The sequence below is a fragment of the Psychrobacter sp. 1Y1 genome (assembly GCF_051847395.2).
In the GTDB taxonomy this organism is placed as follows: Bacteria; Pseudomonadota; Gammaproteobacteria; order Pseudomonadales; family Moraxellaceae; genus Psychrobacter.
The window spans coordinates 942884-955953 of record NZ_JBPYDF020000001.1; the positions used below are offsets into that span (position 1 = coordinate 942884).

Annotated in this window: 9 protein-coding genes, 1 tRNA gene and 1 pseudogene; 6 read left to right on the forward strand and 5 right to left on the reverse strand. The window is 44.7% G+C overall.

Annotated elements, in window-relative coordinates:
* Window positions 1–9: 9 nt before the first annotated feature.
* The 5 genes from trpA (at window position 10) to ACS8FA_RS17970 (ending at window position 5995) form a co-directional block, all read left to right on the forward strand.
* Window positions 10–834 (forward strand): tryptophan synthase subunit alpha, encoded by an 825-nt coding sequence (gene trpA, locus ACS8FA_RS17950; RefSeq protein WP_238052030.1) that lies wholly within the window; start codon window positions 10–12, stop codon window positions 832–834.
* A gap of 397 nt (window positions 835–1231) precedes the next feature.
* Entirely contained in the window at window positions 1232–2179 is a 948-nt protein-coding gene (accD, locus tag ACS8FA_RS17955) for an acetyl-CoA carboxylase, carboxyltransferase subunit beta (protein WP_201556172.1), read from the forward strand.
* Between the two features lie 199 nt (window positions 2180–2378).
* Complete coding sequence (folC, locus tag ACS8FA_RS17960; protein ID WP_439267091.1) at window positions 2379–3737, forward strand: bifunctional tetrahydrofolate synthase/dihydrofolate synthase; 1359 nt, start codon at window positions 2379–2381, stop codon at window positions 3735–3737.
* 258 nt (window positions 3738–3995) lie between these two features.
* Window positions 3996–5201 (forward strand): SPOR and LysM peptidoglycan-binding domain-containing protein, encoded by a 1206-nt coding sequence (locus ACS8FA_RS17965; protein WP_134292772.1) that lies wholly within the window; start codon window positions 3996–3998, stop codon window positions 5199–5201.
* A 251-nt stretch (window positions 5202–5452) separates the two neighbouring features.
* Window positions 5453–5995 (forward strand): DUF2726 domain-containing protein, encoded by a 543-nt coding sequence (locus ACS8FA_RS17970; protein WP_134292773.1) that lies wholly within the window; start codon window positions 5453–5455, stop codon window positions 5993–5995.
* 81 nt (window positions 5996–6076) lie between these two features.
* Here ACS8FA_RS17970 and ACS8FA_RS17975 read toward each other — a convergent pair whose 3' ends face one another.
* On the reverse strand, window positions 6077–7054 hold the full coding sequence (locus ACS8FA_RS17975) for a DUF1853 family protein (RefSeq protein ID WP_439267093.1): 978 nt from the start codon (window positions 7052–7054) through the stop codon (window positions 6077–6079).
* A 442-nt stretch (window positions 7055–7496) separates the two neighbouring features.
* On the opposite strand from ACS8FA_RS17975, the pseudogene ACS8FA_RS17980 reads away from it, so the two are divergent.
* Window positions 7497–8779 (forward strand): annotated as a pseudogene (locus ACS8FA_RS17980) (IS256 family transposase).
* 439 nt (window positions 8780–9218) lie between these two features.
* Here ACS8FA_RS17980 and ACS8FA_RS17985 read toward each other — a convergent pair.
* From ACS8FA_RS17985 to gatA, 4 genes are all read right to left on the reverse strand, one after another.
* Window positions 9219–9295 (reverse strand) — tRNA-Pro (locus tag ACS8FA_RS17985).
* 65 nt (window positions 9296–9360) lie between these two features.
* Window positions 9361–9789 carry a hypothetical protein gene (locus ACS8FA_RS17990; RefSeq protein ID WP_439266372.1) on the reverse strand — a complete coding sequence of 143 codons (429 nt, stop codon included), beginning with the start codon at window positions 9787–9789 and terminating at the stop codon, window positions 9361–9363.
* A gap of 198 nt (window positions 9790–9987) precedes the next feature.
* On the reverse strand, window positions 9988–11514 hold the full coding sequence (gatB, locus tag ACS8FA_RS17995) for an Asp-tRNA(Asn)/Glu-tRNA(Gln) amidotransferase subunit GatB (protein WP_439266374.1): 1527 nt from the start codon (window positions 11512–11514) through the stop codon (window positions 9988–9990).
* Window positions 11514–13010 carry an Asp-tRNA(Asn)/Glu-tRNA(Gln) amidotransferase subunit GatA gene (gene gatA / locus ACS8FA_RS18000; protein ID WP_439266375.1) on the reverse strand — a complete coding sequence of 499 codons (1497 nt, stop codon included), beginning with the start codon at window positions 13008–13010 and terminating at the stop codon, window positions 11514–11516. Before gatA ends, gatB begins: the two co-directional genes overlap by 1 nt.
* Window positions 13011–13070: the final 60 nt, after the last annotated feature.

Here is a 13070-nt window from a genome sequence, read left to right on the forward strand (position 1 = left end):
GAGACCACTATGACCAGAATTGAAAGTACCTTTGAAACCTTAAAATCACAAAATAAAAAAGCCTTGATTCCTTATGTAATGGCAGGCGATCCTAATCCGACCACTACGGTAGGTCTGTTGCACGACTTAGTGAAACACGGCGCCGATATGATCGAAGTCGGTTTACCATTCTCTGACCCAATGGCCGATGGCCCAACCGTTGCCTTAGCTGGCGAGCGTGCATTAGCAGCAGGTACGAGTACTCGTGATGCACTAAAAATGGTTGCAGAGTTTCGTCAAACAGATACGCAGACGCCAATTATCCTAATGGGCTATCTTAATCCTGTTGAAATCATTGGCTATGACAACTTTGTGGCACTATGCGAGCAGTCAGGCGTTGACGGTTTGTTGATGGTAGATTTGCCGCCAGCAGAGGCGGGTAGCTTTACGCAGCATTTGACCGATCATTCGATGAATGAGATTTTCTTGCTATCGCCAACGACGTTGCCTGAGCGCCGTGAGCAAGTATTGACTCATTGTGGCGGCTATATTTATTATGTATCACTAAAAGGCGTGACTGGTTCAGCCACGCTAGATACAGACGACGTTGCGACCCAAGTTCAAGCAATTAAAGCAGAAACAGACTTGCCAGTATGCGTCGGCTTCGGTATCCGTGATGGTGCTTCTGCAAAAGCGATTGGTACCCATGCGGATGGCGTTATCGTCGGTAGTGCCTTGGTACAGAATTTTGCCGATATTGATGCTAACGATACCGCTGCGGTTGCAAATGCACAGCAAAACATCATGGCAAAAATGGATGAGCTACGTGCAGCATTAGACAGCTTAAGCGCTTAATAGCTATTGCTTTCATATTGTTGTTACTTGAAGAGATAGTTATTTGAAGAAATAGTTATTTGAAACGGCAAAGTCAAATCGCAGTATTGTTTACCTAAAGACTTTACTTAAAAGCTTTACGTGAAGACAATACTAAATGACTTTGCTAAAATTAGTTTACGAGTGTAAACTAACATCACTATTATATGGTGTCTGATAGCAGTAATTTATTCGTCACTTTGATTGGCAAATACATTATCTATCAACAAGCGCATAATCAAATGACCGACATACGAGATTTATTTATCAGTATGTCGCATGACTGCTCATGTTATGACTGTATTAGACGTTTTGTTTAGACAACCATTAAACTCTCAATGACAAGCGAATGAGCAAACTTGTCAATAAGCCTTTTATGATGGCAAATAATATGACTGATACAATAACAAAACCCGATAACAATACTGCTAAAGCCGCGCCAAACAGCAATACGGATAGGCAATCATGGTTTAACCGTCCTATCCCAGGCATCAAGCAGCATTTGACTGCGCCACTGTCTGCGGTAGAGACTGAACCGTCAACTAAGTGTAGCAATTGTCATTCGATGATTACCAACACAGCGCTGATTTTTAACTGTTATGTGTGCCCGCATTGTGATCATCATTTACCGATGAGTGCTCGTGAGCGCCTGAACTGGTTGCTTGATCAAGTAGACGGCGAGACAGGACAAGAATTTACGGCAAAAGATCCATTGAGCTTTGTGGATAGTAAGCCATATCCTGCGCGTATGAGTGAAGCACAAGAAAAAACAGGTGAGACTGAGGCGTTGGTTGCGATGTATGGCAAACTGCGTAACCTTGATATCGTTGCCTGTGCTTTTGACTTCCGTTTTATGGGCGGGTCAATGGGCTCGGTCGTTGGCGATCGTTTTGTCCAAGCCGCTGAAAAAGCCCTAGAGCAAAAAGTACCTTTGGTTTGCTTTGCTGCTTCTGGCGGTGCACGTATGCAAGAAGGCCTGCTATCGTTGATGCAAATGGCACGCACGGCAGCAGCGATTGAGCGTCTAAGAATCGCTGGTATTCCTTATATTGTGGTGTTGACCAATCCGGTGTACGGCGGCGTAACTGCATCACTGGCGATGCTAGGTGATATCCATCTAGCAGAACCAAAAGCGATGATCGGTTTCGCTGGTAAGCGCGTGATCGAGCAGACTGTGCGCGAGACGTTAGAAGAGCCGTTCCAACGCGCTGAGTTCTTATTAGAGCATGGTGTGGTGGATGAAGTGGTACATCGTCATCAGCTAATCGATACAATCTATCGTCTGCTTGCAAAACTATGCCGCGTACCAAATGTAGATGCTCAGTAAAATGAGATGCTCGATAAGGTGAATGACTCAGTATAATGAGTTATTTATTGAGTGCATAATGACTTAGCTGCGTGCTAACATCTACTGCATATGCAAGACCCCTAATAGCATTTATCGTCATTGCACGGTAAGTGCTATTTTTGGTTTTAGCTAGCACATATATTTTTATCTCTTATTAAATTTTATATAGGTTTTATCCATGTCTGACCTTCGCAGCCCCAACGCCCATAGTCCTAATGAAAGTGCTAGCCTAACTGAATGGCTCGATTATATGCAGCAGATTCATGTATCTGCAATCGATATGGGATTGTCACGTGTATTGCCTGTTGCAGAAGCGTTAGGTGTGGTGCAGTCAGCTAAAGATGACGCTTATGTATTTACTGTGGCAGGTACCAATGGCAAAGGCTCTACAACTGCTGTCATCGCCGAAATGTGTAAAGCCACAGGTTATAAGACGGCACTATATCAGTCGCCACATCTGAGCGTTTTCAACGAGCGTGTGCGTATTAATGGCGAGATGGTCAGCGATCAGACCCTGATTGAAGCTTTTAGCAAAGTAGAGGCAGCGCGTTTACAGTGTGATTTGACATTGTCGTTTTTTGAGATGACAACACTAGCAGCGCTATTGATATTCGCTGAGGCAGACTGTGACGTGTGGGTATTAGAAGTAGGATTGGGTGGACGCCTAGATGTGGTCAATATCATTGATCCTGACATGGCAGTTATTACCAATATTGGTATCGATCACGTTGACTGGTTGGGTGACAATGTCGAGGATATTGGCCGCGAAAAAGCAGGTATCTTGCGCAAAGGCATTCCTCTGATTTATGGTGCTACTGAGATGCCAGCTAGCGTGCAATACGCTATCGATACCCAGCAGGCAACTTGTTATCAGATTGGACAAGATTTTAGCTATCGCGATATTGATGCAACGACTTGGCAATACAGTAATGCAGCGGTTACCTTGCAGTTGCCACGTCCTGCGTTATCGTTAACTAACACGACCAATGCATTATCAGCAGTATTAGCAAGTCCATTAGATGTGGGTATCAATGCGATTGAGCAAGCACTACAAACTGTCAAACTGGCAGGTCGCTTCGATTATCGTAAGAACCATAGCCGCCATTGGTTATTTGATGTGGCGCATAATGAGCAAGGCGTTGAGTTCTTATTAGCCCAGCTATCACCGTTTTGGCAGCAGCATGTAGCCAAGCAAAGTAATCAAGATAGCTCAGCGGATATCCCTACACCAAAGATAAAAATGCTATTTTCTATGTTAGGTGATAAAGATATTGATAAGGTTGTGCAGCGCTTAACCCAAGCAGGCTTACCGATTAGTGACTGGTTTATCGCTGAGATTGATTACCCTCGTGCCGCGACTACTGAACAGCTGCAAGATGTCTTGGCCAAATATGTTGATAGCACCAATATATATGCGTTTGATGGTCTGCATACAGCGACCCATGCAGTGATAGAGGCGAGCCAGCCGCAAGACCTTATCGTCGTATGTGGCTCGTTTCATACGATTGGGGAAGCGTTAAGTGCCCTTAGCGTATGATAATTTAAGTTAAAGTAGTGCCGGTTTAATGTTAATCTTAGTCGTAGCCTGATAGCAGACAGCATGAAAAATATGCTTTATAATCAAAATGATTTGCCAGACCCGTAGAAGATGGTTGGCACAAATTTTGAACTCTGATGGCATTAACTGACAATAACTGGCGGTAAGAGATCATGATTGAAGCGATTTGATATACTGCTTTGAAATAGTCGCTGCGCCGCTCAATCAACCTTATTACCAACTAAGAGACGTAAACGGATGAACTTTTCGAGACAAGCCTTATTGGGCATTGGGATGATTATCGGCGGTAGCGTGATGCTATACGCCATGGTGCAACAGATTGGCGATAGCGATCAACCGGAGCCGATGTCAGCGATGGTCGACAAACTAAGCTCGGAGCAAGAATCTCCGCAGCCGCTCACAACTGATATCGAAACAGAAAAACGTATCCTTGCGCAAAAGCAAAAAGAACGTGCAGCCCGCGTTGCAGAGCAAGAAAAACGTGCAAAAGAGTTTCTGACAGAGCAGGAAGTTGCTGAAGCAGAAGCGTTGGCAAAGGCACGTGCTGAGAGCCAGCAATATGTTGATAATAGTGCGCCAGCTATTGATGACACCAGCAGTACAGAGTCTACAAAAGATGTTACTACAGATCTGACCGTTCAGCCTCGTACTGAGAGTCAGTCTGCTACTGATACTACAAAGTCTAGCGAAGCCGAGAAGCAAAAAGCGGTTCAAGAGCAACAAGAAGCCCAAAGGCAAGCTGCTATAAAAGAGCAAGCAGCCGCCAAAAAACTTGCCGAGAGCAAAAAACAAGCGGAGGCAGAGAAACTAGCCGAAGCAAAAAAGCAGGGGGAAGCCCAAGCAGCGGCTGAGAGAAAAAGAGAAGCAGCTGAAGCGGCAAAAAACGAGCCACCAAAATCGCCTTCTGAATATCAGATTAAGAAAGGTGACGGACTCATTAAACTGGCAAGACAATACAATATGCCTGTAGAAGTATTGGCTCAAGCCAACAACCTATCACCATCAGCAGCGCTACAAATGGGTCAGAGCATCACCATCCCATCGAGCAAACAGGTACAACGTCTAGAACGTGAAGCGGCTGCCGCTGAACAAGCGCGTGAGAAGAAGCGCCAACAAGAAGAAGCGCTGGCGAAGAAATCTGCCGATGCAAAACGTGAAGCGCAGCAAAAACTGAGTGAAGCGCGTAAAGAAGTCAAAGAAACAGACGCTAAAGGTAGCTTTGGGGTACAAGTGGCTCTAGCAAATGACCAAGCCAAAGCCGATGAGTTAGCGAAAAAGTTCCGAGCAGCAGGTTATCAAGTCAAGACCAGTGCGACCAGTCGCGGTGTCCGTGTTGTGGTTGGGCCTGAACGTGGTAAAGTCGCAGCATTGGCACTAAAAGATAAAATCAATAGTGACCCTAAAGTAAATACGACCAGCGCTTGGGTGCTTTACTGGCGTTAAGCTAGAGCATTTCTAACGGTCTGGATTCGGCTTTTATCTACTTTATATGAAAACACGACAAATACTGTCGTGTTTTTTGTTTTATAGATTGCTGATTGGCGCCGCCTTAGTTAAGATGAGCGCCATTTTTATAATCCGTTGTTGTATAACCTGTCAGCCTATATAGGTTGCCTTGTCGTGGTCGGTGCATTATTAATTGCTATTACTAATGACAATTAGCCCACCACTCTCATATTGTATAAGGTAGAACCATGTCGTTTGGTGTTATATTTTTAGTATTGGCCGTTGGGTTTTTAGGGCTGATTACGTTACCGAAGCTGCTACCAACACTACTGACGAAGCGCCCTGTCGTTGAGCCTGATCCAAAACCTGTGCGCGGTGATGAGTTGGCTATTTGGCCATTTGCGCCGATGCCGATTATGACTGATACGGAAGTGATATTTTTTAATAAGTTAAAAAATGCGCTGCCGGAGTATCATATATTTGTCCAAGTACAGCTGTCACGGATCATTGAGGCTAATAGTAGTGAGACATCAGAGCGTAGCTTTTGGTTCAATCGTATCTGCCGCCAGAGCGTTGACTATGTGATTGTGGATGTCGATGCTCAGACTACCTTGGTGGCTATCGAGCTTGATGACTGGACGCATAGTAGCAAAGCCCGCCAAAAAGCGGATGATAAAAAAGATAAGGCGCTTGCCAGTGCAGGTATTGCGATGGTGCGCTTCCATGCTGAGCGTATGCCGAGTGCCGATATGCTTAGATATGAGTTGATGCAAGTGATTGAGAGTTATTAAGCATTCTGTGAAAGCTGTCCGATTGTTAAGGCCAGAATATTATCTAAGCAGCATCATTTTAAAACTTTAGGTTAGCTAAATTTATTCATCGAGCTGGTCTGATTGGCTTGGGTAAATAACGATTGGTCGATTGCCTTCAAAATATAAACCTGTTTTAGGTAGCTCGCTATCTGACCAAACTATCGGCTGCTGGCGACTATCATAAGCATTTCGCTCATCATAAAAGTCGCGCTTGGTGAACCACTCAATATAATGCGCGGCTCGCAAAGCTGTAGTGTCAATCGTTGCAAGACTTGCCATGTCTCTTTTATCGCACCATTCATGTATCGGGAAATTCGGCGTTAGCCAATATGGCCAATCATAATCACCGCAATCAGTTGTATTAATCGGTAAAAAGAATCGCCCTTTGATCACGCCATAACGCTTATCGATTTTTACCTGTCCGTGGTTTTCTGTATCTACCCACACCGCTCGAAACTGCTTGGTTTGCATGTGCGTCATTTTGCGCTGTAGGTTATCATTGGAGTTAATGCCAACCCAGTTCACAGGTTCAAAAGGTGCTGACCCCATAAAAAACTTAATCGCTAGCTCCCAATGTTCAACCAGCTGTTCTGCATGGTTATACAAAATCAAATCAAGCTCACCAGTCGTCTGCTTGCCATTATAGAGCTGCACGTTGCTAGCCAGTGTCTCATACGGATGCAGCTTGCGCGCAAATCCATCCTCTAACCAAAATGACAGTAAGCCTTCAAAATGAAAACCCAGACGATTGGGGCTAGGGCGTTTGAGTAAATAGCGAGTCAGATCTTGATAGGCGGCAGTGGTGTCTAGCTCTGTTAATCGTTGCTCATACGCCTCAAATTGCGTCTGCCAAAATTGCGCGCTATGCACAGCAACGGTATGTGTATTTTGATGCGGTGCAAAGTCTAGCCACTGGGTCAAAACATTGGGGCACGCCAGCACATAAGCCAAATCGCGCACGTAAGGTCGGCGGTAGCGCTCCCAAGGGGCGTTATCTATGAGGCGGGTAGATGTGGGCTGATTGACAGGCTTGGACATAAGATAAACCAGTGTAAAGGTGTAGCATTTACCCTAACGGCTCGCCCTATAAAAGTCTATAGATGACAGGTATCCGCTAGGATGGTGCTCAGTTTGTTGGCGCTAAAACATGATGTTGATGTGGTGGACATGAATGTTGATAACAGGCGGTGATAGTAAATAAGGTAATAGAATGCTGAATACTGCTTTGAGTGTAAGTAAAAGCCACTTTTGAGGTTTGTTAGATTTGGTTTTAGGCGGTTCCTGTGAGTTCTGTTTTGGGTGGTTCATTATCTAGCTCCATAATTTACCGTAACTGGATTGCTACGGCTTATGGTTGCTAGTTTATAAAGTAAGGTCATTCGATAGTTCTATATAGAAAATGGCAGAGTTCTATAGAACTTCATGGGAGTTTCCTAAAAACTGTGTAACTGCTTATAATCCATTAACAGGAGAATAAGCAATGACTACTCAATCTGACATTAAAAAACTAGCCGAGCAAATGGCTGGTAGCATGAAAAGCTTTGATGACATCAAAGACTTCCAAAAGCAGCTCATGCAATCCTTTATTGATACTGCCTTAGAGGCCGAGATGGAAGAGCATCTCGGCTATCCCAAGCATGAAAAGGCGGATAAACCTAATAAGCGCAACGGCCACACTAAAAAGACCGTCCGCAGTGACACAGGCGATCTTGAGATCTCCACCCCAAGAGACCGTCATGGTGACTTTGAACCTACACTCGTGCGCAAGCATCAAACCCGTATCTCAGGTCTCGATGATAAAATCATATCGTCACTACAGGCATAGCCTTCCGTCTTGCGCTTCGGGCAAGTGTGCCCCACACACTTGCTTATCCTCGCTCATACGCCAAGGGTCAAACCACCACCGAGATTGTAGAGAGCATTAAAGAGCTCTACGATGTCGACATTTCAAGCTCTCTTGTCTCAAGAGTCACCGATAACATATTAGAGGACATCACTGCTTGGCAGAACCGGCCGCTGAGCAGTGTTTATCCTATCGTCTATTTGGACTGCATCGTCGTGAAGATACGTCAAGACAAGCAGATCATCAACAAAGCCATTTACCTAGCCCTAGACATCAATCTTAGCGGTAAGAAAGAGCTGCTTGGTATGTGGCTCTCAGAGAATGAAGGCGCTAAGTTCTGGCTAGGTGTTCTTACCGAGCTTCAAAACCGTGGCGTACAAGACATCTTAATCGCTTGTGTTGACGGTCTAAAGGGCTTCCCTGATGCCATTAACACCGTTTATCCCAACGCTCAGGTCCAGCTGTGTATCGTACATATGGTGCGCTATTCAATGAAGTTTGTGCCGTGGACGGATAAAAAGGCCGTAGCGGCTGATTTAAAGGCCATCTACGGCGCTGATACGCTTGAGATAGCTGAGGCTAATCTTGAGCACTTTGATGAGGTGTGGGGTGATAAGTATCCGCATGTGGTTAAGTCTTGGCGCAATAACTGGGAGGGCCTAACAGTGTTCTTTGAGTACCCTAAAGACATCAGAAAAGTCATATACACTACCAATGCTATTGAGTCACTGAACAGTGTGATTCGGACAGCGGTGAATAAGCGTAAGGTGTTCCCATCTGATCACGCAGCTTTCAAGGTAGTCTATCTAGCAACCCAGCAGGCATCCAAAAAGTGGTCGATGCCAATCCGTAACTGGACGTCTGCTCTTAATCGCTTTATGATTATGTTTGATGATCGCATCAGCAGGCATTTAATCTAAATGGCAGTTACACAGAATCTGGGATGGTCTCAAATCTTCAGGGTAGGGTGAGTATAGTTTGTTTCTCCATGTTGAGCCATAACCATCAAAATAAACTATAGGCTGTAGCTCCTTTTTTACTACAAGATCAAATAAGTTACCCTTATTAAAAAAAGGTACTTTCGTTACCTCTTTGATAAATTTAACAGTGTCTTCAATATTTAAATAATTACTAAGACTTTTCATAATTTACATCTCTACACGCTATTAAATCAAAGTAGATATAAGACAAGCTAGCCTAAAGGTGTATGAACGGCTGGCTTTTGATTACTTGTCATGCCTTACAATATTTTTATTATTGTTTGCTCTATCAACTATCATACAATCCCTAGCCAAATTTAGCACAAAAAAAAGCCAACCATTGAAAACAATGATTGGCTTTTCTCTTTACTACTATGTTTGGTCGGAACGGCAGGATTTGAACCTGCGACCACTACACCCCCAGTGTAGTGCGCTACCAGACTGCGCTACGCCCCGAATGACTGACTATTTTACGCAAAATTATGTATATTGCAAGGATTAATTATTGTACAAATAACCCATTAACCTATATTGTCAAAAAACCACTTGCCTTCTTTTGTACGTCTAAAAAACATGCCCCAAGCTGCATTAACAATGCTTGAAACATACTCTAGATTAACTTCATCGTCTTGCAAATTAATTTCGACTTCATATATGTACGGCTGATACTTTTCAATCGTATTTTGCTGATTTTCGTGTGCCTCTAAATCCATCTCTACTATTTGAGACATAACTTCTCTAGCACGCTGTAATAAATCAAAGGTATGTTCGCCCTCATTTAAAGTCAAACGCACATCAAATTCATTTGCAATAATAATATTTAATTCTGCCGTACCTTTATCAAACAAAGCAGAATTAAAATATCGAATGATCATATTTTCTTGCAAATTCAAGGAATCTAAACACTGTATAGACGTGACATTCTTGCTCAGGCTATACTTATTGATCATTTAAAATTTTCCTAAAGCTATGTATAAAGTGGAAATATTTGAAAAGCTTATGAAGTATCTAGAATGTATAAATCAAAATGCTAATATAAATTCATCGCAAGCATAGTAAGAGAGTTCCTCTTATGAGTTACTTGTACTTTTATTAATGAATAGTAACTTTTCATATAAAAGTACAAGCAACGGGCTCTTATTACAAAATTAACCCAATAGCTCTTTTAGGATTTGGTTTACTTGCTGCGGGTTGGCACTACCGCGACTGGCTTTCATGACTTGACCGACTAAACCATTAAAGGCTTTTTCTTTACCGCCGCGATATTCTTCTACCATCGCTTCATTTTTTGCGATGACGTCTTCTACCATGGCTTTGATAGCCCCAGTGTCAGTTTCTTGCTTGAGGCCTTTGTCTTTGATGATCTTATCTGCTGCGTCATCGTCATTGCCACCTTCGCGCTCATATAGGGCACTAAAGACTTTTTTGGCCAATTTGCCAGATAGCGTGTCATCTTTGATACGCTTTAGCATGCCAGCCAACTGTTTGGCGCTGATAGGGGAGTCGACGATGTCTTTGTCGTCTTTGTTCAGTGCGCCAAGCAAATCGCCCATGACCCAGTTACCAGCCATTTTGGCATCTGACTGACCAATTTCAGCCACCACATCTTCGAAGTAATCGGCAAGTTGACGACTACCCGTCAGGATACGTGCATCATATTCTGATAGACCAAGCGCTTTTTCAAAGCGTGCACGGCGAGCGACAGGTAGCTCTGGCATCGCTGCTTTGATGGCATCAACCGTGTGCTGCTCGATACGGACAGGTAGCAGGTCAGGATCAGGGAAGTAGCGATAGTCGTTGGCGTCTTCTTTGGTACGCATGGTACGCGTTTCGTCTCGCTCTGGATCATATAGCATCGTCGCTTGAACGACTTTACCACCATCTTCAATGATATCGATTTGACGCTCAATCTCACGGTTGATAGCACGCTCGATAAAGCGGAATGAGTTTAGGTTCTTCAGCTCAGTACGTGTACCGAGATCAGCGCCTGGTTTGCGCACAGAGACGTTACAGTCACAGCGGAATGAGCCTTCAGCCATTACAGCGTCTGAGATACCAAGCCACGTGACTAGCTGATGGATGGCTTTGATGTAGGCCAATGCTTCGTGAGCTGAGCGCATGTCTGGCTCAGATACGATTTCGATCAGTGGTGTACCAGCGCGGTTAAGATCGACACCGGTCATACCGTCGACTGCGTCATGCACTGATTTACCTGCGTCTTCTTCTAAATGTGCGCGAGTGATACCCATACGTTTTGGATATTCGTTCTTATCCCCTTCGTTGACCACGACATCGATATAGCCTTCACCCACGATAGGATTGGCCATTTGGGTAATTTGATAGCCCTTAGGCAGGTCAGGATAAAAGTAGTTTTTACGGTCAAACGTATTAAACAGACCCAGCTCAGCGTTGACGCCGATACCGAATTTTAAGGCACGATCGACCACACCAGCATTTAGCACTGGTAATACGCCAGGCAAACCTAGATCGACGATACTTGCTTGGCTGTTTGGCTCATGACCAAAGTCAGTCGGCGCACTTGAGAAAATCTTACTTTCCGTATTTAGCTGGCAGTGAATCTCGATACCGATGACCACTTCATAGCCATCGACAAATAGCTCTTTACGCACGGCGTGTTCACGGACGGCATTGTTATCAGTAGTAGCTGTACTCATTATACCGTCTCCTTTGCGATGGTAGAGTGTTGTAGGTGATGATCAGTATGCTGCTGGAACAGATGCGCAGTCGTGAGCAATTGACTCTCTTGCCAGTGCTTACCAATTAATTGCAAGCCAATAGGTAGGCCTTCTGTCGTCAAACCAACTGGCTGACTGAGGGCAGGCAGACCCGCTAGGTTGACCGCGATGGTATAAACGTCGCCTAAGTACATCGTTGCAGGATCTAGGTCTTCACTAAGCTTATAAGCAGCTGTCGGTGCAGTCGGACTAGCAATCACATCACAGCTCGCAAATGCTTCATCGAAGTCTTTAACGATTAAGCGGCGAATCTTCTGTGCTTTGGTATAGTAAGCATCGAAATAACCAGCCGATAGCGCATACGTCCCTGTCAAGATACGGCGCTGTACTTCAGGGCCAAAGCCTTCAGAGCGTGAGCGTGTGTATAGATCGATCAGATCCGTTGGGTTTTCACAGCGATAACCAAAACGTACGCCATCGAAGCGTGATAGGTTCGATGATGCTTCGGCAGGCGCTAGCATGTAGTAAGTGGCAAGCGTGATTTCAGGATCAGTGATGTTCACTTCTACAATCGTTGCGCCCAGCTCTTCGTACTTCTTCAGCGCAGCACGAGATGCTTGTTCAACTTCGCTGTCAAGCCCTGCACCGAAGTATTCTTTGGCCACACCGATACGCAAGCCAGCAAATGGTTTGTCACCAGCAGCAGCTTGGGCATCGTTGATGTCTTGTACATAGTCAGGCATGTCATATTTGATAGAAGTCGCATCGCGTGGATCGTGACCAATCATTGGCTGGAGTAGGTAGGCGCAATCTTTAGCGCTGCGTCCCATGCTACCCGCTTGATCCAGACTTGAGGCGTAGGCAATCATACCAAAGCGTGACACACGGCCATAAGTAGGTTTGATACCTGTTAGGCCACAAAATGAAGCAGGCTGACGAATAGAGCCACCCGTATCACTACCGGTAGCAACAGGGACAAAACCAGCGGCAACGGCGGCAGCACTACCACCTGACGAGCCACCAGGGACGCGCTCTAGGTTCCAAGGGTTCTGTACGGTGCCGTAGTAAGAGCTACTGTTGTCTGAGCCCATCGCAAACTCGTCCATATTGAGCTTACCTAAGCTGATCATGCCAGCTTTATCGATGTTAGAAACGATAGTCGCGTCATATGGTGAGACAAAGTTATGTAGCATCTTTGAGCCACAAGTGGTCAGTACGCCTTGGGTACAAAAGATATCTTTGTGCGCCATTGGTACACCAAGTAGCGGACGCTGATCGCCCTGAGCACGCATCTCGTCTGCTGCTTTTGCTTGTGCGCGTGCTGTCTCAGAAGTATGAGTGATAAAGCTGTTAATCTTGCTATCTAGCGCATCGATACGCTTGATGTAGTGTTCGGTTAATTCTGCGCTGCTAAATTGTTTGTTTTGCAAGCCAGTAATGAGCTGCTCGGTACTTAATAAATGAAGTTCAGACATAAGGTGTCGTCCGTCAAAATGTTAATAGCATAAAATAAAATAGGATAATGGCAAATGCGT